Source organism: Sphingopyxis sp. NFH-91 (genome assembly GCF_021401285.1).
Taxonomy (GTDB): Bacteria; Pseudomonadota; Alphaproteobacteria; order Sphingomonadales; family Sphingomonadaceae; genus Sphingopyxis; species Sphingopyxis terrae_A.
The window spans coordinates 55,612-78,434 of the sequence record NZ_JACBGA010000007.1 but is presented as its reverse complement, the minus strand read 5'-3'; the positions used below and the strand labels follow the sequence as shown (position 1 = coordinate 78,434).

The 22,823-nt window shown below is 66.4% G+C and carries 19 protein-coding genes; 7 read left to right on the top strand and 12 right to left on the bottom strand.

Going from position 1 to position 22,823, the window contains the following annotated elements; genetic code table 11:
* Positions 1–41: 41 nt before the first annotated feature.
* Positions 42–2,306: an NADP-dependent malic enzyme gene (locus tag L0963_RS15290; RefSeq protein ID WP_186401455.1), complete on the bottom strand. Its 2,265-nt coding sequence runs from the start codon at positions 2,304–2,306 to the stop codon at positions 42–44.
* Between the two features lie 132 nt (positions 2,307–2,438).
* Here L0963_RS15290 and mutS point away from each other — a divergent pair, with 132 nt between their 5' ends.
* Positions 2,439–5,099 (top strand): DNA mismatch repair protein MutS, encoded by a 2,661-nt coding sequence (gene mutS, locus L0963_RS15285; RefSeq protein WP_234180450.1) that lies wholly within the window; start codon positions 2,439–2,441, stop codon positions 5,097–5,099.
* A complete protein-coding gene (locus tag L0963_RS15280) occupies positions 5,096–7,852 on the top strand; it encodes a [protein-PII] uridylyltransferase (RefSeq protein ID WP_217372904.1) in 2,757 nt (918 codons plus the stop codon). The genes mutS and L0963_RS15280 overlap by 4 nt, the downstream gene beginning before the upstream one ends.
* A 2-nt stretch (positions 7,853–7,854) precedes the next feature.
* Here L0963_RS15280 and L0963_RS15275 read toward each other — a convergent pair whose 3' ends face one another.
* The 11 genes from L0963_RS15275 to L0963_RS15225 form a co-directional block, all read right to left on the bottom strand.
* Complete coding sequence (locus L0963_RS15275) at positions 7,855–8,274, bottom strand: GFA family protein (protein WP_186401454.1); 420 nt, start codon at positions 8,272–8,274, stop codon at positions 7,855–7,857.
* Positions 8,271–9,233, bottom strand: coding sequence for an alpha/beta hydrolase (locus tag L0963_RS15270; RefSeq protein WP_186401453.1), 963 nt, complete (start codon positions 9,231–9,233; stop codon positions 8,271–8,273). The genes L0963_RS15275 and L0963_RS15270 overlap by 4 nt, the downstream gene beginning before the upstream one ends.
* 29 nt (positions 9,234–9,262) lie before the next feature.
* Complete coding sequence (gene pheT, locus L0963_RS15265; protein ID WP_234180448.1) at positions 9,263–11,644, bottom strand: phenylalanine--tRNA ligase subunit beta; 2,382 nt, start codon at positions 11,642–11,644, stop codon at positions 9,263–9,265.
* Complete coding sequence (gene pheS, locus L0963_RS15260; protein WP_062901372.1) at positions 11,641–12,735, bottom strand: phenylalanine--tRNA ligase subunit alpha; 1,095 nt, start codon at positions 12,733–12,735, stop codon at positions 11,641–11,643. Before pheS ends, pheT begins: the two co-directional genes overlap by 4 nt.
* Before the next feature lie 159 nt (positions 12,736–12,894).
* On the bottom strand, positions 12,895–13,797 hold the full coding sequence (locus tag L0963_RS15255; protein WP_217372907.1) for a helix-turn-helix domain-containing protein: 903 nt from the start codon (positions 13,795–13,797) through the stop codon (positions 12,895–12,897).
* Positions 13,798–14,122: 325 nt separating this feature from the next.
* Entirely contained in the window at positions 14,123–14,488 is a 366-nt protein-coding gene (gene rplT, locus L0963_RS15250; protein WP_062901371.1) for a 50S ribosomal protein L20, read from the bottom strand.
* Between the two features lie 14 nt (positions 14,489–14,502).
* The gene (rpmI, locus tag L0963_RS15245) at positions 14,503–14,706 is read right to left on the bottom strand and encodes a 50S ribosomal protein L35 (RefSeq protein WP_003042306.1); all 204 of its coding nucleotides are present in this window, start codon (positions 14,704–14,706) and stop codon (positions 14,503–14,505) included.
* Positions 14,707–14,852: 146 nt separating this feature from the next.
* Positions 14,853–15,203: a GFA family protein gene (locus L0963_RS15240; protein WP_234180446.1), complete on the bottom strand. Its 351-nt coding sequence runs from the start codon at positions 15,201–15,203 to the stop codon at positions 14,853–14,855.
* Positions 15,204–15,228: 25 nt separating this feature from the next.
* Complete coding sequence (hisN, locus tag L0963_RS15235) at positions 15,229–16,011, bottom strand: histidinol-phosphatase (RefSeq protein WP_186401449.1); 783 nt, start codon at positions 16,009–16,011, stop codon at positions 15,229–15,231.
* A 4-nt stretch (positions 16,012–16,015) separates the two neighbouring features.
* A complete protein-coding gene (locus L0963_RS15230) occupies positions 16,016–16,951 on the bottom strand; it encodes a ribose-phosphate pyrophosphokinase (RefSeq protein WP_003042312.1) in 936 nt (311 codons plus the stop codon).
* A gap of 82 nt (positions 16,952–17,033) precedes the next feature.
* Positions 17,034–17,825: a LytTR family DNA-binding domain-containing protein gene (locus tag L0963_RS15225; RefSeq protein ID WP_234180444.1), complete on the bottom strand. Its 792-nt coding sequence runs from the start codon at positions 17,823–17,825 to the stop codon at positions 17,034–17,036.
* 176 nt (positions 17,826–18,001) lie between these two features.
* Between L0963_RS15225 and L0963_RS15220 the strand changes: the two genes are divergently transcribed.
* From L0963_RS15220 to rpmG, 5 genes are all read left to right on the top strand, one after another.
* Positions 18,002–18,514, top strand: coding sequence for a DUF2306 domain-containing protein (locus L0963_RS15220; RefSeq protein WP_234180442.1), 513 nt, complete (start codon positions 18,002–18,004; stop codon positions 18,512–18,514).
* 31 nt (positions 18,515–18,545) lie between these two features.
* The gene (locus tag L0963_RS15215; protein ID WP_234180439.1) at positions 18,546–20,219 is read left to right on the top strand and encodes an NAD+ synthase; all 1,674 of its coding nucleotides are present in this window, start codon (positions 18,546–18,548) and stop codon (positions 20,217–20,219) included.
* 35 nt (positions 20,220–20,254) lie between these two features.
* Complete coding sequence (gltX, locus tag L0963_RS15210; RefSeq protein ID WP_234180437.1) at positions 20,255–21,565, top strand: glutamate--tRNA ligase; 1,311 nt, start codon at positions 20,255–20,257, stop codon at positions 21,563–21,565.
* A 130-nt stretch (positions 21,566–21,695) separates the two neighbouring features.
* Positions 21,696–22,424 carry an energy transducer TonB gene (locus tag L0963_RS15205; RefSeq protein WP_234180435.1) on the top strand — a complete coding sequence of 243 codons (729 nt, stop codon included), beginning with the start codon at positions 21,696–21,698 and terminating at the stop codon, positions 22,422–22,424.
* 229 nt (positions 22,425–22,653) lie between these two features.
* The gene (gene rpmG, locus L0963_RS15200) at positions 22,654–22,821 is read left to right on the top strand and encodes a 50S ribosomal protein L33 (protein WP_003042331.1); all 168 of its coding nucleotides are present in this window, start codon (positions 22,654–22,656) and stop codon (positions 22,819–22,821) included.
* The last annotated feature ends 2 nt before the right edge of the window (positions 22,822–22,823 follow it).

The following is a 22,823-nucleotide window of genomic DNA, read 5'->3' as shown; positions in this document are numbered from 1 at the left end:
TGGCGGCGCTGATCGATGGATCAGCGCCGCTTTTCGTTGGATCAGACCGCGATGCCGCCCGCCGCCAGAACCGCCAGTGTGACCAGATCCGAGGCGGTGGACGCCATGGTTGCAATCTGTACCGGCTTTTCCATCCCGATCAGCATCGGTCCGATGACCGCGCTGCCGCCGAGTTCGCGCAGCAGCTTTGCCGACAGATTGCCCGACTGCAGCCCCGGCATCACCAGAACATTCGCGGGGCCCGAGAGACGGCAGAAGGGATAATTGGCCATGACGCGGGGATTCAGCGCGACGTCGGGCGACATTTCGCCTTCATATTCGAAGGCCGGCTGGCGACCGTCGAGGATGTGGACGGCATCGCGGATATTGTCGAGCCACGATCCCGGCGGGTTGCCGAAGGTCGAATAGGACAAGAAGGCAACGCGCGGTTCGTGACCCATGCGGCGTGCGACCTGCGCCGTGCGGTCGGCGATGTCCGCGAGCATTTCGGCCGAGGGGCGTTCGTTGACCGTCGTGTCGGCCATGAAGATGGTGTGATGCTGTCCGACGAGGACGTGAATGCCGAACGCCGTCTTGCCCTCGGCAGGGTCGATCACCCGCCGCACTTCGCGCATCGTCTGCGAATAGGTGCGCGTCACGCCGGTGATCATCGCATCGCCAAGGCCGAGTTTTAGCAGCAGCGAGCCGAAGATGTTGCGATCACGGTTGACCATCCGTTCGATGTCACGGCGCAGATAGCCGCGGCGCTGGAGCCGCTCATAGAGCATCTCGACCATCTGGGGGACGTGCGGCGAATTGACGCTGTTATGAACCTCGAAGCTTTCGGGGTCGGCGACGCCCATGTCGCGCAGTTTGTTGTGCAGGCCTTCGCGCCCGACGAGGACGGGAATGCCATAGCCGCCGTCGCGGAACTGGATCGCGGCGCGCAGCACCACTTCTTCCTCGCCCTCGGCAAAGACGACGCGCTTGGGATTGGCGCGCGCCGCTTCATAGGCGAGGGTGAGGACCGAGGTGGTCGGATTGAGCCGGGCGCGCAGCTGCGTGCGATACGCCTCCAGATCGTCGATCGGCTGCTGCGCGACGCCCGTCTCCATCGCCGCTTTTGCGACCGCCGCGGGGACGATCTCCATCAGCCGCGGGTCGAAGGGCGAGGGGATGATATATTCGGGGCCGAAGCTCGACGCGCGGCCGCCATAGGCTGCGGCCACTTCCTCGGGTACCTGCTGGCGCGCGAGATCGGCAATCGCATAGGCGGCGGCGATCTTCATCTCTTCGTTGATCGCGGTCGCGCGCACGTCGAGCGCGCCGCGGAAGATGAAGGGGAAGCACAGCACATTGTTGACCTGGTTGGGATAGTCCGAACGCCCCGTTGCGATGATCGCGTCAGGGCGCGCCGCACGGGCATCGGGCGGCGAGATTTCGGGGTCGGGGTTTGCCATCGCGAAAATGATCGGCGCGGGCGCCATGTCCTTCACCATCTCGGGCTTGAGCGCGCCCGCCGCCGACAGGCCGAGGAAGACGTCCGCGCCGCGAAGCGCTTCGGTCAGGTCGCGCGCTTCGGTCGGCACGGCGTGGGCCGATTTCCACTGGTCCATTCCTTCGGTGCGGCCCTGGTAGATGGTGCCCTTGCGATCGCACATGATGACATTTTCGTGCCGCACGCCCATCGCCTTGATCAGCGCGGTGCAGGCGATGGCCGCGGCGCCGGCGCCGTTGACGACAACCTTGATGTCGGCCAGATCGCGCCCGGTCAGATGACAGGCGTTGATCAGGCCGGCGGCGGTGATGATCGCGGTGCCATGCTGGTCGTCATGGAACACCGGGATGTTCATCTTTTCCTTGAGCGCCGCCTCGATGATGAAGCAGTTGGGGGCCGCAATGTCCTCGAGGTTGATGCCGCCGAAGCTTGGCTCGAGCAGTTCGACCGCGTCGATGAACGCCTGGGGATCTTCGGTCTTGAGCTCAAGGTCGATCGAATCGACGTCGGCGAAGCGCTTGAACAGCACCGCCTTGCCTTCCATCACCGGCTTCGAGGCAAGCGCGCCGAGATTGCCGAGACCCAGAATCGCCGTGCCGTTCGAGATGACGGCGACAAGATTGCCCTTGGCGGTATAGTCATAGGCCTTGGCCGGATCCTCGGCGATTGCATTCACCGGCACCGCGACGCCCGGCGAATAGGCGAGGCTGAGGTCGCGCTGCGTTGCCATCGGCTTCGACGCGACGATCTCGATTTTCCCCGGCCGCCCATAGCTATGATAGAGCAGGGCCTCGCGGTCCGAAAATTGCACCTTGCTGCCGCCGTCCATTCTTTATCCCCTACTTCGATTATCAGGATGCGCGTCCGAGCCCATTCCCTAGCGTCGGCTTGGCGAAATGGAACCCCGTGTTTCTGGCGCGCGCGCCTTGCCATGCGAGCCCCAATCACTAAGCAGGGGCGGATGTCCGTTCCCGCTCCCGCCAACAGCAACAGCAAGGCCCCTCCCGCCGCGACGCCGATGATGGCGCAATATTGGTCGCTCAAGGAAAAGGCCGGCGATTGTCTGCTCTTCTACCGCATGGGCGATTTCTTCGAACTGTTTTTTGACGATGCCAAGGCAGCGGCCTCGACGCTCGACATCGCGCTGACCGCGCGCGGCGAGCATGGCGGCGAACCGGTGCCGATGTGCGGCGTCCCCGTCCATTCGGCCGAATCCTATCTCGCCCGCCTGATCCGCGCCGGCCATCGCGTCGCGATCGCCGAACAGGTCGAAACCCCCGCCGAGGCCAAGGCGCGTGGCGGATCGAAGGCGCTGGTCGCGCGCGACATCGTGCGCTTCGTAACGGCGGGCACGCTGACCGAAGAGGCGCTGCTCGAAGGGCGCAGCGCGAACCGGCTTGCAGCGCTTGCCGAGGTCGGCAGCGAAGGGCTGATCGCCATCGCCGCCGCCGACATCTCAACCGGGCGGTTCGAGGTCGTCGCGGTGCGGCGCGAAGCGGTCGATGCCGAACTGGCGCGGCTGGCCCCGTCCGAACTGCTGATCAGCGAAGCGGCGGACGAACAGCCGCCCTCGGCGGCGCGCCAGATCGTTCGCCGCCCCGCCGCCGAGTTCGCGAGTGGCGCAGGGCAGAAACGGCTCGAGACGTTGTTCGGGGTGCAGACGCTCGACGGCTTCGGCAATTTTTCGCGCGGTGAAATCGCCGCCATGGGCGCGATCGCCGCCTATCTCGACCATGTCGGCACCGGCGGGGCGGTCTTTCTGCAGCCGCCCGTGCGGCACGCCGCGGGCGACCGGATGGCGATCGACGCGGCGACGCGCGAGAGTCTGGAGCTGGTCCGTACCATGGCGGGCGCGCGCGACGGCAGCCTGCTTGGCACGATCGACCGTACCGTGACCGCGGCGGGCGCGCGGCTGCTTGCCGACGACCTTGCAAGCCCGCTCACCGACAAGGGCGCGATTCTCGACCGGCTCGATCTCGTCGATGCGCTGGCGCGCGATGCCTTGTGGCGCGGCGATCTGCGCGCCGCCTTGCGCGCGCTGCCCGATGCAGGACGCGCGCTCGGCCGCCTCGTCGCTGGGCGCGGCGGGCCGCGCGATCTGGCGCAGCTTCGCGACGCGCTCGGCGGTGCACGCCTCCTGCGCGAACGGCTTGCGCTGCGCGCCGATCTGCCGCCGCTGCTCGCGCGGCTGCTGCCGGGGCTCGACGGTCATGGCGCGCTGGTCGATGAACTGACGCGCGCGCTGATCGAAACCCCGCCGGTTGATGCCGCGCAGGGCGGCTATATCGCCGAAGGCTATGACGCCGCGCTCGATTCGCTGCGCGAAACCGCGCGAGACGGGCGCAAGGCGATTGCGGCGCTCGAGGCGGGCTATCGCGAACGCACGGGCATCGCGGCGCTCAAGATCCGTCACAATGGCGTGCTCGGATATCATGTCGAAGTGCCTGCGCGGCACGCCGATGCGCTGATGGCGCCTGAATCGGGTTTCACCCATCGGCAAACGCTGGCGGGCGTCGTTCGCTTCAACTCGTCGGATCTGCACGAAGCGGCGGCGCGCGTGACCCAGGCGGGAGTGCATGCGGCGGCAGCCGAAGCCGCGCATCTCGAAGCGCTGACCGAAGCCGCGACCCAGCGCCGCGAAGCGATCGCCGCGAGCTGCGACGTGCTCGCGCGAATCGACGTCGCCGCGGCGCTCGCTGATCATGCCATGAGCCACGATTGGTGCCGGCCGGACATCGCTGACGAACCGTGCCTCGACGTGACGGGCGGGCGACATCCTGTGGTCGAGGCGGCGCTGGCGAAGAGCGGCGAGCATTTCGTCCCCAATGATGTATCGCTGTCCGAAGCCGACCGGCTATGGCTTGTCACCGGCCCCAATATGGGCGGTAAATCGACCTTCCTGCGCCAGAACGCTTTGATTGTCGTGCTCGCGCAGGCGGGCGCCTTCGTGCCGGCAGGCGCCGCAACCCTCGGGCTGGTCGATCGGCTGTTCAGCCGCGTGGGGGCGAGCGACAATCTGGCGCGGGGGCGATCGACCTTCATGGTCGAGATGGTCGAGACCGCCGCGATCCTCGCGCAGGCGACCCCGCAAAGCTTCGTGATCCTCGACGAGGTCGGGCGCGGCACCTCGACCTATGACGGGCTCGCACTCGCCTGGTCGGTGGTCGAGGCGGTGCACGAGGTCAATCGGTGCCGCTGTCTGTTCGCAACCCATTATCACGAGCTGACGCGGCTTGCCGAAACGCTGAACGCGCTTTCGCTGCACCATGTTCGCGCGCGAGAATGGCAGGGCGACCTCGTCCTGCTGCACGAGGTGTCCGAGGGGCCTGCCGACCGGAGCTACGGTCTGGCGGTCGCGCGGCTTGCCGGAGTCCCCGCCGGCGTTGTGAGGCGCGCCGAGGCGGTGCTCGCCAAGCTCGAAGCGGGACGTGAGGCAACCGGCGGATTGGCGGCAGGGCTCGACGATCTGCCGCTGTTCGCAGCGTCTCTCGCCGAAGCGCCCGCAGCGGCAAAGGACGCGCTGCGCGAGGCGCTCGCCGGGATCGACCCCGACGCGCTCGCGCCGCGCGCCGCGCTCGAAGCGCTCTATCGGCTCAAGCAGATCGTGGCGGAGGAAGGATGAGCGACATTTTCAGCGACCTTCCCCACCGCCGCGCGATCATCGACCGGCGCCTGCTCGCCGACCGGCTCGATGCCATCGCCGCCGAGACCGCCGATGCCGGCAAGCGCCGCGGCGCGATGGTCGCGTTGCTGAAGGAGGCCTTGGAAGAGGGCCGCGCAGAGATCGCCCGGCGCCTGCTCGACCACCCGTCTTCGGGACGCGTCGCGGCGCAGGCGACGGCCTTTCTGATCGACCAGATCGTTCGCCTTTCCTATGATTTCACCGTCGATTATCTCTATCCCGCAAGCAATCGGTCGGCGGGCGAACGGATTACGGTGATCGCGGTCGGCGGCTATGGCCGCGCCGAAATGGCGCCGTTCAGCGACGTCGACATCGGCTTTCTTACCCCGTTCAAGCAGACGAGCTGGACCGAGCAGGTCATTGAGGCACAACTCTACACGCTGTGGGACCTGGGCCTGAAGGTGGGGCATTCGTCGCGTTCGCTCGATGAGATGGTGCGCACCGCGAAGGACGATCTGACGATCCGCACCGCGCTGCTCGAGGCGCGCTTCATCTGGGGCGAGCGGGCGCTTTACGATCAGGCGGCGGCGCGCTTCGATGCCGAGGTGATGGCGGGCAATGCCCGCGCCTTCGTCGCCGAAAAACTCGCCGAGCGCGACGAGCGGCACAAGCGCATGGGCGATTCGCGCTATGTCGTCGAGCCCAATGTGAAGGAAGGGAAGGGCGGGCTGCGCGACCTGCACACCCTGTTCTGGATCGGCAAGTTCATCCACCGCGTTCGCACCGTGCCCGAGCTCGTCGATGCGGGGCTGCTCAGTGCGCGCGAACTGCGGCAGTTCTCGCGCGCCGAAAATTTCCTGCTCGCGGTACGCTGCCACCTTCATATCCTCGCCGGACGCGCCGAGGACCGGCTGACCTTCGATTTCCAGCGCGAGATCGCCGCGCGGATGCAGTTTGCCGACCGGCCGGGCAAAAGCCCGGTCGAACGCTTCATGCAGCTCTATTTTCTCCACGCGAAGAGCGTTGGCGATTTGACGGGCACCTTTCTCGCGCATCTCGACGAGCAACTCGCGGCGCGCGGGCGGCGCTTTCTGCCGACGCTGCGGCGGCGGCCGGGCCGGCTCAACGGCTTCGTCCTCGATCGCGGCCGGCTTGCGCTGCCGTCGGACGACTATTTCCGCAAAGATCCGGTCCGCCTGCTCGAGATATTTCAGCTCGCCGACAAATATGGGCTCGAGATCCACCCGCAGGCGATGCGCCAGGCCCGCCACGATGCGAAAATGATCGACGGCAAGGTGCGGCGGATCGCGCGCGCCAATGCGCTGTTCCTCGACGTGTTGACCAGCCCGCGCGACCCCGAAACGGTGCTGCGCTGGATGAACGAGGCCGGGGTCTTCGGCCGCTTCGTTCCCGACTTCGGCCGCGTCGTCGCGCAGATGCAGTTCGACATGTATCACCATTATACGGTCGACGAGCATACGATCCGCGCGATCGGCCTGTTGTCCGACATCGAACAGAATCGGTTGAAGGACGATCATCCGCTGTCGACCGCGATCATGGACCAGATCCACTCGCGGCGCGTTATCTATGTCGCGGTACTGCTCCACGATATCGCGAAGGGACGCGGCGGCGACCATAGCGTGCTGGGCGCCGAACTGGCGCTGCGCGTCTGTCCGCGGCTCGGGCTGAACGAGGCTGAAACCGAGACCGTGTCATGGCTTGTCCGCCACCACCTGCTCATGTCGGCGACCGCCTTCAAGCGCGACCTTGCCGACTTCAAGACGATCCTCGACTTTGCGCAGCTCGTACAGAGCCCCGAGCGGCTTCGCCTTCTGCTCGTCCTCACGGTTGTCGATATTCGCGCGGTGGGCCCGGGGGTCTGGAACAGCTGGAAGCGGCAATTGCTCACCGAATTATACGATGCCGCCGAGGAAGTGCTGCGGCTTGGCCACAAGCAGCGCGGCCGCGAGGTACGGATCGCCACCAAGAAGGAGGAGGCGCAGGCGCTGCTCCAGATGGGCGACAAGGATTTCGGGAAGCTCGCCAAGCGCCTGCCCGAAAGCTACTGGATTGCCGAGCCGGTCGAGGTGATCGCGGCCAATTTGATCCATATCCAGAAGTCGTCGGGAGCGCCGCTCCATATCGCGGCAGTGCCCGACGACGATCGCGGCGCGACGCTGGTGATGGTGCTCGCTGCCGACCATCCGGGTCTGTTCTATCGCATCGCGGGCGGTATCCACCTTGCGGGCGGCAACATCATCGATGCGCGCATCCACACGACGCGCGACGGGCTGGCGCTCGACAATTTCCTGGTCCAGGATCCGCTCGGCCGCCCCTTTGCCGAGGCCGAACAGATCGTCCGGCTGACCCGCGCGATCGAGGACGCGCTCGCCAACCGGCATAAATTGCTGCCCAAGCTCGAGGCGCGGGCGCTGCCGCGGACCCGCGCCGAAGCCTTTCGTATCGCGCCCAATGTCTTCATCGACAACAAGGCTTCCAACCGGTTTACGGTGATCGAGGTCAATGCGCAGGACCGCCCGGCGCTATTGAACCAGCTCGCCTATGCGCTCTTCCAGTCGAAGGTCACGGTGCACAGCGCGCATGTCGCGACCTATGGCGAGCGTGCCGTCGACACCTTTTACGTCACCGATCTCATTGGCGACAAGATCGACAGCGCAGCGCGCGTGAAGTCGCTCGAAAAGCGCCTGCTCGAAGCCGCGGCGAGCCGCAGCGAGGAGGCGGTGGCGGCCTGACCTCAGGCGCGTTTCACCGGATTGCGTGCGTGCGCAGCAACCGCTGGCGGCAGGTCGAGCCACGCATGGCGATCGTCGCACCAGACGGCCTGTTCGGGCATCGGAAAATCCGGGTCGGCAAAGGCGCCGACTGCGACGCCGGAGAGGTGCGGCATCCGGTCGGGTTCCCACCACAGGTTCGATCCGCAATCGGCGCAGAAATGAAAGGTCACGTCATGACCGCTCGCCGAAGGCCGGCGGAAGCGCTGCGCCGAACCGGCGGCGACGGTCACCGCTTCGCGCGGGAAAAAGGCGGCGACGCTGAACAGCGAACCGGTTCGCCGCTGGCAATCGCGGCAATGGCACATCGAAATCTTGATCGGATCGCCGCTGCATCGAAGCTGCAGCAAGCCGCAGTGGCAGGTGGCGACCCGCCCGGTCATCCTGCGGCCGGAGGCGCCGTCATCGCGGCGGCGGCGGCGAGCAGCCCCGCGGTGAAGCGCTGGCTGATGGCGGCGGTCGGGATTGCGTTGAAGGCGTGGATGGCGCCGGCATAGCTGTGCAGCTCGACCGGCACCCCCGCCGCAGCGAGACGCTGGGCGTAGTCGAGATTTTCGTCGAAGAAGAGGTCGAGGCTGCCGGTCGCGATATAGGCAGGCGGCAGGCCGGAAAGATCGTCGGCGAGGCTCGGTGAAAACCAGCCGCGCCGCTCGTCGTCGGCCGCGTAGGCGCCGCGCAGCGCGCTCCATCCGAAACGATTGCTTGCGCGCGTCCAGATGAATTCGCCCGTGACCGGATTGCGATAGGGGCAGGCGTCGCCTCCCGTCCGGTGATCGAGCATCGGATAGGTCAGCAATTGCCCGGCAAGCGCTGGCCCGCCGAGGTCGCGCGCCATGATCGCCAGAGCCGCGGCGAGGCCGCCGCCCGCGCTTTCGCCTGCAACGACGATGCGCTGCGCATCGAAGCCAAGGGCATCGGCCTGTGCGGCGAGCCAGACGAGCGCCGAATGGCAATCCTCCTGCGGCGCCGGGAAGGGATTTTCGGGCGCGAGCCGATATTCGACCGAGAGCACCGGCACGCCCGCGGCCGCGGCAAGCGCCGCCGGTCCGGCCTGCATCTGCCGCACCGATCCCATCACCATGCCGCCGCCGTGGATATGCAGGATCGCACCCGCGCCGGCGCGCGCCTGTGCCGGGCGGAAGAGGAAGGCCAGCATGTCCGGCCCGCCATGGATCGACGGGATAAGCAGCTCTTCGGGCGCGATGACCGGCGGCGGCAGGATCGCATAGGTTTCGGCCGCCTTGGCGCGAATCTCTGCGATCGGCGCGGCGTCGAGGTCGACGCGTCCGAACAGGTCGATGAGAGGCTGAAGCTCGCGATCGACCAGGTGGCGCGTATCCATGATCCTTTTTCCCTTCTGCCGTCGCCGGCCTATCCGCGCAGCACCGCGCCCAGCTTTGCCGCGGCAGCGACCACCTTGTCGGCGATCGTCTTCAGCTCGGCGTCGGTGAAGCTCTTGTCCTGCGGTTGCAACGCGACCTCGACCGCCAGGCTGACCTGTCCGTCGGGGACGCCCTGGCCGGCGAAACGGTCGAACAGCCGCGCATCGATGATGCTCGCCTTGTCGGCGCCCTTGACCGCGCGGACGAGATCGCCCGCGGCCAGCGTTTCGGGCGCGAGGAAGGCGAAATCGCGGCGCACCGATTGCAGCGCGGGCGGCGTGAAGGCCGCACGCGCCGGGCCGTTCGCACGCTTCGCCGGAATCGCATCTAGGAAAATCTGCACCGCCATCACCGGCCCGTCGACATCGAAATGCTTGGCGAGGGCGGGGTGCAGCGCACCGAATTCGGCGAGCACCGCCTTCGGCCCCAGTCGTAGCGTTGCCGACTGCCCGGGATGCCAGATCGCACCATCGGCGACCGGCTCCATCACCTGCAGACGGTCGGCAGGGGCACCCGCCGCATCGAGCAGGGCGAGCGCAGCCGCCTTGGCGTCGAAAGCGTCGAACGGCGCGGCCTTGCCCGCCTGCCAGCCGCGCGGATGCTTGTCGCCGGCCATCAGCAGCGCGAGCGTCGGATGCTCGGCATCGGCCAGATAGCGCCGCCCGATCTCGAACAGACGGATGCTGTCGGCGCCGCGGTTCTGATTGCGCGCCGTGGCGGCAAGCAGCCCGGGCAGCAACGACGGCCGCATGACCTTCAGATCCTCGCTGATCGGATTGGCGAGCGTCCAGGTGCCGCCGCCGAAGGGCGCCGCTTCGCGTTCGGAGACGAAGGACCAGGTCACCGCCTCGTGGAATCCCGCCGCCGCTGCGCCCCGGCGCAGGCGCCGTTCGATCAGCTGCTCGGGGGTTGCGGTCGGCCGGGCGACGCCGTCGGCGCGGGGCAGGGCGACCGATGCGATGGCGTCGAAACCCGCGATCCGCGTCACTTCCTCGACCACGTCGGGCGCGGCATCCATGTCGCGGCGCCAGCTCGGCACCGCAATCTGCCAAGGCGTGCCTTCGGTGACGCCGAAGCCCAGAGCCTCAAGGATCGCGCGCTGCCGCGCCGGGTCGATCGCGATCCCGCCGAGCGTCGCCGACAGCGCGGGATCATAGGCGATCGTCTTCGCCTCGATCGGCGGCTCGCCCGCGCGCGTTACCCTCGAGGCCGTGCCACCACAGATATCGAGGATATATCCGGTGATGATCGCGGTCGCATCGTCGAGGAATGCGGGATCGACGCCGCGTTCGAACCGGCTGCGCGCATCGCTGGTGAGGCCGAGCGCCTGCCCGGTCAGCGCGATCCGCTCGGGCGTGAAATAAGCGACCTCGAGCAACACGTCGGTCGTCGTTTCGCTGCACCCGCTATGCTCGCCGCCCATGATACCGGCGATGTCGTGGACGCCGCTGTCGTCGCCGATCACGGTCATGCTGTCGGTCAGCACATAGTCCTTGCCGTTGAGCGCTGTCACCGTTTCGCCATCGCGCGCGCGGCGCGCAACGAGCGCGCCGTTCAGCGTTGCGCGATCGTAAACATGGCTCGGCCGGCCGAGGTCGAGCATCACGTAGTTGGTGATGTCGACCAGCGCCGAAATCGAACGCTGCCCCACCGCTTCGAGCCGCCGCCGCATCCATTCAGGAGCGGCGCCATTGGCGACGCCGCTGATCGTGCGACCGAAAAAGGCCGGGCAGCCTTCGGTGTCGTCGGTACGGATCGCGGTGGCCGGGGCGTCTTCGCCCGCGATGACGGGGACGTCGAGCGGCTTCAGCGTGCCGAGCCCGGCGGCGGCGAGGTCGCGCGCGATGCCGCGCACGCCCATGCAATCCTGCCGGTTGGGGGTGACCGAAATGTCGATCACCGGATCGGCTGCGCCCGAATAATCGGCGAAGGCGGTGCCGACCGGCGCGTCTGCGGGCAATTCGATAATGCCGTCATGATCGTCGCCGAGTTCGAGTTCGCGCGTCGAACACATCATGCCGTTCGACGTGACGCCGCGGATCGCCGAGATCTTGAGCTCCATGCCGTTTGCCGGCACCACCGCGCCGGGCAGCCCGAGCACACCGACCAGTCCCGCGCGGGCGTTGGGTGCACCGCACACGACCTGGAGCGGGGCGCCGTCGCCGGGATCGACCGTCAGCACCTGCAGCTTGTCGGCCTGGGGGTGCCGTTCGGCGGTCAGCACCTTGGCGACGCGAAAGCCCGTGAGCTTCTCGGCGGGATTCTCGACGCCCTCGACTTCGAGCCCGATGCGGTTGAGCGCCGCGATGACATCGTCGACGGTCGCATCGGTTTCGAGATGCGCCTTCAGCCATTCGAGGGTGATCTTCATGCCGAAATCCCCCCGCTCAGAGTCGGTACATTCAGCGCGCCGAACCCGTAGTGCGATAGCCAGCGCAGGTCGCCGTCGAAGAAGGCGCGCAGATCGTCCATGCCATATTTGAGCATTGCGAGCCGGTCGATACCGATGCCGAAGGCGAAACCCTGCCACGCGTCGGGATCGAGGCCGCAATTGGCAAGGACACGGCGGTTGACCATGCCGCTGCCGAGCAATTCCATCCACGCATGGCCGTCGTCATCGCCGTGCCCGCCGACGATCCGCCGCCCCTTTTCCTGGCGGTAACCGACATCGACCTCGGCCGAGGGTTCGGTGAAGGGAAAATAGGAGGGGCGCAGCCGCAGGACGATGTCGTCGCGTTCGAAAAAGGCCTTCAGGAAGGTTTCGAGCGTCCATTTGAGATGGCCCATATGGATATTGCGATCGATCACCAGCCCTTCGACCTGATGGAACATCGGCGTGTGCGTGGCGTCGCTGTCGCTGCGATAGACGCGGCCGGGCGCGATGATGCGGATCGGCGGCTCCTGGCTCATCATCGTGCGGACCTGCACCGGCGAGGTGTGGGTGCGCAGCAGCATCGCGCGGCCTTCGGCATCCTTGTCGGGGAAATAGAAGGTGTCATGCATCGCGCGCGCGGGGTGCGTTTCGGGGATGTTGAGTGCGGTGAAATTGCGCCAGTCGTCCTCGATCTCGGGCCCCGTCGCGACCGCAAAGCCCATGTCGGCGAATATTTCGGCGATTTCGTCCATGACCTGGCTAACCGGATGGACGCTGCCTTTGGGGGCGGCGTCGGCAGGCAGCGTCATGTCGAGACGCTCGGCAGCGAGCTTCGCCTCGAGCGCCGCGCCTTCGAGCGCGACCTTGCGCGCGGCGAGCGCGTTGGTGACGGCTTCGCGCAGCGCGTGGATCTGCGGCCCCTGCGTCTGGCGTTCGTCGGGGGTCATGCCGCCCAGCGTCTTGAGCAGGGCCGACACGCTGCCCGCCTTGCCAAGCGCCGCGACGCGCAGCGCCTCAACCGCGTCAAGGTCGGCGGCGGCGTCGATCTCGGCCACCAGCTTGGCCTGCATGGCCTGATAATCGCTCATCGTCTTTTTCGTCCTGCGGCGGCCGCGCACCGGTTCGCGCGCGACCGTCTTTAGCCTGTTTCTGTCCGGCCTGCGGCGGCGCAAAGCCTGCCATTGCCCCGTCGCCGCTTGCACCGAAGGACGCGCGCGGGTCAACCCCGAAGCGCGGGGGCAGGCGGTTCAGCCTGCGGGCTTGTGCAGTCCCTGAACCGCCGCACCTGCGGCGGCGGCGCGCGCCATCGCGGCGGCGCCGAGGATGGGTTTGGGCCGCGCCGCATAGTCGCGCGGGCCGATGCCCATGAAAGCCTTGAAGTCGCGGGTGAACTGCGCCTGATCGTAATAGTGATAATCGAGCGTATCGATCCACGCCATCGAGGGGTCGAGCATGAAGCGGGCAAGGCTGCGCAGGAAGCGCTGGCGGCGCAGCAGCAGCTTCGGCGAAAAGCCGAAGGCGCGCTGGCTGAGCCGCTCGACCGAGCGTTCGGACATTCCCAGCTTGTTCGCCAGATCGGCCACACTGCCAAGATCGTCATCCATAAGCGCGGCATAGGCGGCGGCGATCGCGGGATCGTCGCGCGGCGCGCTCGCAAGCATGGCGGCAAAGCGCCCGTCGATCAGCGCCGCGCCAACTTCAAGATCCTCAATAGCGGCAAGTTCGTCGAGCAGGGGGGCGAGCGCCGCGAAGGCGGGGTGCGCCGCGCCGTCGCAAAAGCGATCGGCCATCGAATCGGCCGGAATGTCGAAGAATTTCGCCCAACCTGTAGGCAAAATGCCAATCCCCCAGGCCCGCATCGCGCCGCACGAAAAGAAGGTCGCGCGGCTTGTCGGACCTGTCGCTATGAAGGGCGCGGTGGCGCTCGGCGCATCGCTGCCGACCGACGCGAGCAGTACACTTCCGGCGATAAAACGCAGATTGGCCCATTCGGGGTGCAGATAATCGTCGATGCGTACGCTCGCCGGGGCTTCGACCTCGATGTGGTAGATGATGCTGCAATAGGGGCGCAGGGCCTCTGACACGGGAAAAAAGCGCGTGGCGACGCGCACATCTTGCGGCAGCTTCTGGTTCGCCCTGGTCCCCGGCATGGCGCCACCCTGCAAAGCGAGGCAAAAAAAACAACAGGCTAGGCGGTCCGCCTGTCGGATTTTTACAATTTTTCCCGGTGATGCGGCGCCATATCTCGCTGCACAGGGATACTTCCACCGGCCGTCAGCTTATCTGCGACCCACGGCTATTCGGTACGGAGGGAGGGGGGCGATGCATCCATTCGGGTCATCGTCGAGACGGCGCGGAGCTTGCGGGCTCCGCGCCGTCTCTCTTTGGAAATCCTGTTCACCCCGCCGTTAGCCGCGCACGAAAAAGGGCGGCCCCTTGCGGGACCGCCCCTTTGTCTCGTCGGTGCCGGCGGCCTCAGGCGGCCTTGGGCAGCGCCGCCTTCGCCTGCGCGATGATGGCGGTGAAGACACCGCCTTCGTTCATCGCGAGATCGGCCATGACCTTGCGGTCGAGTTCGATACCGGCAAGCTTAACGCCGTGCATGAACTGCGAATAGGTCAGGCCTTCGGCGCGAACCGCAGCGTTGATGCGCTGGATCCACAGGGCGCGGAAGTTCCGCTTCTTCACCTTGCGGTCGCGATAGGCGTACTGGCCGGCCTTCTCGACCGCCTGCTTGGCGACGCGGATGGTGTTCTTGCGACGGCCGTAATAGCCCTTCGCCTGCGCCAGAATGCGGTTGTGCTTGGCGCGCGTGGTGGTGCCGCGTTTGATACGGGACATGGTTCAGGCGCTCCTTACTTCAGGCCGTAGGGCGCCCAGAGGCGCACATGGCCCGCATCGGCATCGCTGAGCACGCTGGTGCCGCGATTGGTGCGGATATATTTGCTATTGTGCGAAATCAGGCGGTGGCGCTTGCCGGCAACGCCGTGCTTCACCTTGCCCGAGGCGGTGAATTTGAAGCGCTTCTTCACACCGCTCTTGGTCTTCAGCTTGGGCATTTTCGTCTCCTTGGTTAGCGACGATATCGACCGGCCCTGGCAGCCCTTTCAGCCAGGCAGGTCAGCTCACTATCGTGCGAAGGCGCGCGCCTAGACGGATTCGCGCGGAAATGCAAGCGCGGCACGCAAAACCGTCATTGCGAGCGCTAGAAGCTCGCGCCGTCGACTTTCTGGATTGTCAGCGAATCGAGATCGGCATCCGGAACGCAGCGCAGGTTGACCGCTGCCATCTTCGACCGGTCCGGGCCCGTTCCGACCGAAAACCCTTGGCAGCCGCATGACACGCAGAATTGATGATCGATATTGTGCTTGTTGAATTTATAGGACGTCAACCTGTCTCCGCCGCTCGTCAGGCGGAACTGGTCTATCGGTACGAAAGCGAGCAGAAAGCCCTTGCGGCGGCAGTGCGAACAATTGCAGCTCATCGCCGTGGTCGGAATGTCGCCATCAATCGTGTAGGTCACCGCGCCGCAATGGCAGCTTCCATCGAATGCCATGTCGCTCTCCTTCGCAAGCCCGGCTCTAATGGTGGCAGGCCAGTCCCTCGATAACATCTTCGAGCCGCGCGGGATCCCCCAAGGCAATCACATGCCCGCTGCTGTCGGCGTGGAGCGGGTCACCGTTCCAGTCGCACATCGTCCCGCCGGCGCCTTCGACGATGGGAACGAGCGCTGCATAATCGTGAAGTTTCAGCCCCGCCTCGACCACCAGATCGATATGCCCGCTGGCGAGAAGGCCGTAATTGTAGCAGTCGCCGCCGAACACCATCCGCTTGTGCGCGGTCTGCGCCGCGAGCGCCATGAAATGCTCGCCGTCATGGTCGCTGAAATATTGCGGCCCCGTCGTTGCGAGCACCGCCTCTGCAAGGTTGCGGCAGGTTCGCGTCGTGGCCGGGCGGCCGTTGAACAGCGAAGGCTCGCCCATCGCGCCGGTCCAGCGTTCGCCCGCAATCGGCTGGTCGATGATACCGAGTACAGGCCAGCCGTCCTGCAACAGGGCAATCAGCGTGCCGAAGATCGGCCGGCCGGCCATGAAGCTGACCGTCCCGTCGATCGGGTCGAGCACCCACTGGCGCGCGGCGTCCGCCCGTTCGGCGCCATATTCCTCGCCGATGATCCCGTCGCGCGGAGCTTCGGCGTCCAGCAGTTTGCGCATTGCAGCTTCGGCGGCGCGATCGGCCTCGGTAACGGGCGACGCGTCGGCCTTGGCTTCGTGCGACCAGTCCGAACGGAAAAGCGGACGAATCGCGGCGCCCGCCGCATCGGCGAGGCGATGAGCAAGGGCAATGTCGGTTTCGAGCGACACGCGATCAGTCGAAGAGGCTGCTGACCGAGCTTTCGTCGGCGATGCGTTTGATCGCTTCGCCGAGCAGCGGCGCGACGGTCAGCGCGCGCACCTTGCTGCTGTCATTCACGGCGTCGGTCGGCTGGATCGAATCGGTGATGACGAGTTCAGTCAGCTCGCTCGCATCGACGCGCGCGACCGCCCCGCCAGACAGCACCCCATGGGTGCAATAAGCGACGACGCCTTCTGCCCCTGCGGCCTTCAGCGCGGCGGCGGCGTTGCACAGCGTGCCCGCCGAATCGACGATATCGTCGATCAGGACGCAGAAGCGCCCTTCGACGTCGCCGATGATGTTCATCACTTCGGATTCGCCGGCGCGTTCGCGGCGCTTGTCGACGATCGCCAGCGGCGCGTTGTCGAGCCGCTTTGCCAGCGCGCGGGCGCGCACGACGCCGCCGACGTCGGGCGACACGACCATAAGATTCTTGTCGCCGAAGCGCGCCTGGATGTCGGCGCTCATCACCGGCGCGGCGTAGAGATTGTCGGTCGGGATGTCGAAGAAGCCCTGGATCTGTCCGGCGTGCAGGTCGATTGCCAACACGCGGTCGGCCCCTGCCGTGGTGACGAGATTGGCGACCAGCTTGGCCGAAATCGGCGTGCGCGGGCCGGGTTTGCGGTCTTGGCGGGCATAACCGAAATAGGGGATCACCGCGGTGATGCGCTTTGCCGAGGCGCGGCGCAGCGCGTCGGTGATGATCAGCAATTCCATCAGATTGTCGTTCGCCGGGAAGTTGGTCGGCTGAACCACGAAAACGTCCTGACCGCGGACATTTTCGTGGATTTCGACGAAAACCTCCTCGTCGGCGAAGCGGCGCACGCTGGTATCGGTCAGCGGCAGTTCCAGATAGTCCGCGATGGCGCGGGCGAGGGGAAGATTGCTGTTGCCGGAAATCAGTTTCATGCGCGGGGCCCCTTGTCGCCGATTGGGGATGGATGCGCGCCCCTTAGCCAGCGGGCGCGCGAAGGGAAAGGGGCAATCCCGTCTAAATCCACCCCGCGGCGCGCAGTTCGGGCATCATGTCGCGCGCAACGGGCGCTTCATGGCCGCTTGTCAGCGTGACCATCGCGGTGCGACCATCGCGGCGGACGGCGGCGACGGCGGCGCGTGCGACCCACCAGCTGCGATGGATGCGCAGACCGTCGGCATCGTCCAGCCGCGCGATCGCATCGCGCATCCGCATGAGGATAAGTTCTTCCGATCGCGTACCGATTACCCGGACATAATGATCCTCGCCCTTCAGCGCGAGTATGGCGCCGAAACCGGGCGGCAGCGGTAGCGCTGCATCGGGCTGCGGTGGGACGGGGTTCGGCGGTGGCGCTGCAGGCGGCGCTGCGGCCGGGGCTGTGATCGGCGTTTCGGGAGCGGGCGGCGGGCCATCGTCGGCGCGCGGACGGAAGCTCAGCCCCATTACGCCCACGACCACCGCCGACACGATGCTGATATAGAGATACATCGTCCAGAAGCCCGGCCAGCGCAGCGCCTCGCCGAATCTCATCTGCATCGCCATCATCGTGACGACGAGCGTCACCGGAACGCTGGCGACGATCAGCGCGATGAGCCGCCCGCCAAGCGGCGGAAGACCGGTCGCGTCGCACAGCCAGCCCGCAACAACCCCGGTCGGACGATAGAAGGCGTAGCCCACGAGCAGCCACATCACCCAGTTGAGCATCCGGATGGCCGGCGGATTGTTGAAGGTGCCGAACGGCCCGAGTAGCCCGATCAACAGGCCGAGCGCGATCATCGCCAGCAGTTCGATCGTCAGCCGTTTCGCCATAGTGCCCTGCTTGTGCGTGCCATTTCACGAAGCGTCAACGGGCAAAGCTGCGCATTTGCGAACTATTCCGCCGCCTTGGCGAAGGCGCGCTTGTCCGTGAACGGCGCGCGGCCAGGAAAAGGGCAGCCGCCGGCGAGAGCGTCGGAACAGATCGGTCTTCGAAAGGAAAAGCTGCCATGACCAGCATCGCCGCCCCCGCCGCCACGGCGCGTCGTCCCGTCAAATTGTCGCACCGCATCGGGCTGACCGCGCTCCTCGTTCTCGGCGGCATCGTTGCGGCGCTGCTGGCGCGTTCGTTCATGGGGCCGTCGACCTATCGTACGCCGATGTGGGCGATCTGGCTCCATCTTGCGACTGTCGTCCCCGCGGTGCCGCTTGGCGCCTGGCTGCTATGGCGCCGCCGCAAGGGCGATCTGGCGCACAAGATCGGCGGGCGCGCCTGGGCCGCGATGATGGTCGTGACCGCGATCGACAGTTTCTGGATCCGGACCGTCACCGGGACGATCAGTCCTATCCACATCTTTTCGCTGATCGTGCTCGTCCAGCTGCCGCGGGCGATCCGGTTCGCCCGGATCGGCGACATCGACCGTCACCTCAAACTGATGCGCGGCATCTATATCGGTCTGATCGCGGCGGGCTTCTTTGCGATGGCGCCGGGCCGGACGCTGTGGACGCTGGCTTTCGGTTGAATTTGGAGCGCGGTGGCCTATTGGCGGGAGCATGACCGATGCCCCCGCCGCCACGCTGTCCATCGTCCTGTCGCAGATGACGCAGAGCGTCGGCGACCTTGCTGCCAATGTCGCTGCGATGCGCGCCGTCCGCGGTCGGCACAGCGGCGCCGACCTGATCCTCTATCCCGAACTGCAATTGATCGGTTATCCGCCCGAGGATCTGGTGCTCAAGCCCGCGCTCGCCGATCGCGCCGCGCGCCTGCTGACCGAGCTAGCGGCGGACACTGCCGATGGCGGTCCGGCGATGCTGGTGGGTTCGGTCGAGCGCGACGGCGACGGCCGCCTCTACAATATCGTCGCGCTGCTCGACGGCGGCCGGATCGTCGCGACGCGGCGCAAGCACGAATTGCCCAATTATGGCACCTTCGATGAAAAGCGCGTCTTCGCACCCGGCCCGCTGCCCGATGTCGTCGAATGGCGCGGGGTTCGGCTGGGACTGCCGATCTGCGAGGACGGCTGGTTTCCCACGGTCTGCGCGCATCTGGCGGCGCAGGGCGCGGATCTGCTGATCTCGGTCAACGGCAGCCCTTATGAAATCGACAAGGACGACCGCCGGCTGACACAAGTGTTCGCAGCGCGTGTCGCCGAAACGAAACTGCCGCTCATTTTCCTCAATCGCATCGGAGGACAGGACGAGCTGGTGTTCGACGGCTGCTCCTTCGTGCTGAACGGCGACGGGCGCGCGGCGCATCGCCTCACCGACTGGGAAGCCGAAGAGCGCGTGACCCGTTGGACGAAAGAAGCCGATGGTTGGATCTGCGGGCCCGGCGCGATCGCCGAATGGGACGCGCATCCAGCCGACATATATGATGCGATGGTGCTGTCGCTGCGCGACTATGTCGAGCGTAATCGCTTTCCCGGCGTCGTGCTGGGCCTGTCCGGCGGCATAGATTCGGCGATCTGCGCCGCAATCGCCGCCGACGCGCTCGGCCCCGACAAGGTGTGGTGCGTGATGCTGCCGAGCCGCTTTACCAGCCAGGACAGCCTCGACGATGCGGCGGGCTGCGCTGGCATGATCGGGTGCCGGCTCGACACGATTTCGATCGTCCCGGCGGTCGAGGCCTTCGATACCATACTGTCGGACAGCTTTGCCGACGCGGCGGTTGATACGACCGAGGAGAATGTCCAGTCGCGCATCCGCGGCGTCACGCTGATGGCGCTCAGCAACAAGTTCGGCCCGATGCTGATGACGACGGGGAATAAGAGCGAGATGAGCGTCGGCTATGCGACCATCTATGGCGACATGGCGGGCGGCTATAATCCGCTGAAGGATGCCTACAAGACCACGGTGTTCGCGGTGTCGCGCTGGCGCAACGCGAATGTTCCGCGCCTTTCGCGCAATCCGGTGACGCCAGTGATGCCCGACCGCATCATCACCAAGCCGCCCAGCGCCGAGCTCCGCCCCGACCAGAAGGACGAGGACAGCCTGCCGCCCTATGAGGATCTCGATCGCATGCTCCACATGCTGGTCGAAGAGGAAGCGAGCGTCGACGATGTGGTCGCGCGCTACGGCTTCGACCGCGACGTGGTGGCGCGCATCGAACGGCTGCTGGCGATCGCCGAATATAAGCGGCGCCAGGCACCGCCGGGGGTCAAGCTGTCGACGCGCAACTTCGGCCGCGACCGCCGCTATCCGATCACGCACGGCTTTCGCACCGCCTGACTCGCATCGCGCGCGAAACCGGCTATAGGCGCGCCATGACCGTCACCACCCGCTTCGCTCCCTCGCCGACCGGCAGCCTGCACGTCGGCAATGTCCGCACCGCGCTCCACAACTGGATGTGGGCGCGCAAGCATGGCGGGCGCTTCCTGCTCCGCATCGACGATACCGATCTCGAACGCTCGAAGGAGGAATATGTCGAGGGCATCCGCGCCGATCTCGCATGGCTGGGTCTCGATATCGACGGCGAGGAGCGCCAGTCGGCGCGCTTCGCGCTCTATGAGGCCGAGTTTGAAAAGCTGAAGTCGGCGGGCCGCGTCTATGCCTGTTACGAGACGCCCGAGGAGCTGGAAATCCGGCGCAAGATTTTGCTCTCGCGCGGGCTGCCGCCGGTCTATGAGCGTAAGCCCGCCGACGCGCCGGTGCCCGAAGGCGTGGCGCCGCACTGGCGCTTCCGCCTCGACGAGGGCGCGCCGATCGAATGGACGGACCTGATTCGCGGACCGCAGCATTTCGACCCCAGGACCATGTCCGACCCGGTCGTGCGCCGCGCCGACGGGAGCTGGCTCTATCTGCTGCCGAGCGTGATCGACGATATTGCCATGGGTATCACGCATGTCGTGCGCGGCGAGGATCATGTGTCGAACACCGCGGCGCAGATCCAGATGTTTCAGGCGCTCGGCGCGACGCCGCCCGCATTCGCGCACGAGGCGCTGCTCGTCGGCACCGAAGGCAAGTTGTCGAAGCGCCTCGGCTCGCTCGGCATGGCAGCGCTGCGCGAGAATGGTATCGAACCGATCGCGCTCGTCGCGCTGCTGGCGCGCCTCGGGACGAGCGATCCGGTCGAGCCGGTGACGAGCGCGGGACCGCTGATCGAAGCGATCGACTTCGCGCGCTTCGGCCGCGCGCCGGCGCGCTTCGACGAGGCCGAGCTGGCGCTGCTCAACCAGAAGATTCTGCACCACACTGATTATCATGCGGTTGCGCCGCGCCTGCCGCTCGCGATCGACGCCGCGCGCTGGAACGCGATTCGTCCCAATCTGATGACCGTGGCCGAGGCTGCGGAATGGGCTCCGGTGTTCGACGGACCGTTCGCGCCTCCTGACCCCGACGCCGCCGATCGCCCGGTACTTGCCGCCGCTGCGGCCGCGGCGGCAGCGCTCGATTGGGATGCCGACCCCTGGCACGCGCTCACTGCCGCGGTGAAGGCTGCGACCGGGGCGAAGGGGCGGGCGCTCTTTCTGCCGCTGCGCCGCGCGCTGACGGGTCGCGACCATGGGCCCGACATGGCCCAACTGCTGCCGCTGATCGCCAAGGATCAGGCGATAGCGCGTCTCTCCATTTCCTGAACGCGCGGTGCCGACGCATTCCTATCTGGCAGCTTGACAATTGTCGTGACGTTATATTATCACATAAACTGATCCGGCAGACAGCTCGGGCAGAAACGGGCGGCGCCGGTCACAGGCAAGGAGAGAGGCCATGACCCTGATTCCCCTGATCTCGGCGATCGTATCGGCGCCCGAGGCGACCACCGCAGTTGCCGGCGCCGCGCCGCCACGCCGCAATAGCTACGATCCCGGCGCGGGCCATCGGCCCGTGGCGTTCGCCTGCGCGGTCGGCCTGCCGGTGGCGCTCGTCGTTGCGGTCGCATTGTCGCCGATCATCATCGAAAAGGCGCCTGTGCTCGCGCCGCTGACCGGCACGCTGATCGAAATCGAAAAGCCCAAACCGCCCGAGGCGAAGCCCGAGGCCAAGCCCAGCCCCAGAAGCAACGCGCCGACCGAGGCGGTGCGGCCGCTGGTCGATACATTTCCCTCGGCCGACCGAGGGGTCGAGGTGAAGTCGGTGGTGCCCGACCCGCTTCCTTATGATCCCGGCCCGACGACGGTCCCGCCAGCCGATCCGCCCAAGCCGCCGCCGCTCGTCCTGGCCGAACTCGACCAGCGTTTTGCCGGCAGCTTTCAGCCCGATTATCCCGCAAGCGAGCAGCGGCGCGAGATCGAAGGCAGCGCGAAGGTGCGCGTGCTGATCGGCACCGACGGCCGGGTCAAGGCGGTCGAACTGATCAGTAGCGACAGCCCGGGCTTTTTCACCGAAACGAAACGCCGCGCGCTCGCCAAATGGCGCTTCAAGCCGGCGACGCGCGGCGGGGTGGCCGAAGAAAGCTGGAAGGTGATGGTCGTGCATTTCCAGATCCGCAACGGCTGACCCTCGTCACGAGACCCCTCCCGGGGCGGGTGCACCCCATCGACCCGCCCCCTTTTTGACCACAGATTGCTTGACATTGACCGCGAATCCGGCCAATGGCGCCCGGATAAATGAGGGCGGCGCCCGCGCGCGGCCCTCTTTGTTTTTCATAGCAACCGTCGGGGCCCCCAGTCCCGCCACATGTGCCGGACGATCCGGCGGATGTGCCAATAGTTCGAGGATCAGGGCCATGGCCAAGCCGACGACCGTCAAGATCAAGCTGGTGAGCACCGCCGACACGGGCTTTTTCTATGTCACCAAGAAGAACCCGCGCACGATGACCGAGAAGATGTCGGTGCGCAAATATGACCCGCGTGCGCGCAAGCACGTCGAGTTCAAGGAAGCCAAGATCAAGTAAGC

What these genes read in the sequence shown, in the direction of transcription:
- rplT (WP_062901371.1), bottom strand. Translation starts at nt 14,488, where the DNA reads ATGTCCCGTATCAAACGCGGCACCACCACGCGCGCCAAGCACAACCGC.
- L0963_RS15240 (WP_234180446.1), bottom strand. Translation starts at nt 15,203, where the DNA reads ATGGCATTCGATGGAAGCTGCCATTGCGGCGCGGTGACCTACACGATT.
- mutS (WP_234180450.1), top strand. Translation starts at nt 2,439, where the DNA reads ATGTCCGTTCCCGCTCCCGCCAACAGCAACAGCAAGGCCCCTCCCGCC.
- L0963_RS15230 (WP_003042312.1), bottom strand. Translation starts at nt 16,951, where the DNA reads ATGAAACTGATTTCCGGCAACAGCAATCTTCCCCTCGCCCGCGCCATC.
- L0963_RS15205 (WP_234180435.1), top strand. Translation starts at nt 21,696, where the DNA reads ATGACCCTGATTCCCCTGATCTCGGCGATCGTATCGGCGCCCGAGGCG.
- L0963_RS15215 (WP_234180439.1), top strand. Translation starts at nt 18,546, where the DNA reads ATGACCGATGCCCCCGCCGCCACGCTGTCCATCGTCCTGTCGCAGATG.
- rpmG (WP_003042331.1), top strand. Translation starts at nt 22,654, where the DNA reads ATGGCCAAGCCGACGACCGTCAAGATCAAGCTGGTGAGCACCGCCGAC.
- L0963_RS15270 (WP_186401453.1), bottom strand. Translation starts at nt 9,233, where the DNA reads ATGGATACGCGCCACCTGGTCGATCGCGAGCTTCAGCCTCTCATCGAC.
- pheT (WP_234180448.1), bottom strand. Translation starts at nt 11,644, where the DNA reads ATGAAGATCACCCTCGAATGGCTGAAGGCGCATCTCGAAACCGATGCG.
- L0963_RS15225 (WP_234180444.1), bottom strand. Translation starts at nt 17,825, where the DNA reads ATGGCGAAACGGCTGACGATCGAACTGCTGGCGATGATCGCGCTCGGC.
- L0963_RS15255 (WP_217372907.1), bottom strand. Translation starts at nt 13,797, where the DNA reads ATGCCGGGGACCAGGGCGAACCAGAAGCTGCCGCAAGATGTGCGCGTC.
- L0963_RS15220 (WP_234180442.1), top strand. Translation starts at nt 18,002, where the DNA reads ATGACCAGCATCGCCGCCCCCGCCGCCACGGCGCGTCGTCCCGTCAAA.
- L0963_RS15280 (WP_217372904.1), top strand. Translation starts at nt 5,096, where the DNA reads ATGAGCGACATTTTCAGCGACCTTCCCCACCGCCGCGCGATCATCGAC.
- L0963_RS15290 (WP_186401455.1), bottom strand. Translation starts at nt 2,306, where the DNA reads ATGGACGGCGGCAGCAAGGTGCAATTTTCGGACCGCGAGGCCCTGCTC.
- rpmI (WP_003042306.1), bottom strand. Translation starts at nt 14,706, where the DNA reads ATGCCCAAGCTGAAGACCAAGAGCGGTGTGAAGAAGCGCTTCAAATTC.
- L0963_RS15275 (WP_186401454.1), bottom strand. Translation starts at nt 8,274, where the DNA reads ATGACCGGGCGGGTCGCCACCTGCCACTGCGGCTTGCTGCAGCTTCGA.
- pheS (WP_062901372.1), bottom strand. Translation starts at nt 12,735, where the DNA reads ATGAGCGATTATCAGGCCATGCAGGCCAAGCTGGTGGCCGAGATCGAC.
- gltX (WP_234180437.1), top strand. Translation starts at nt 20,255, where the DNA reads ATGACCGTCACCACCCGCTTCGCTCCCTCGCCGACCGGCAGCCTGCAC.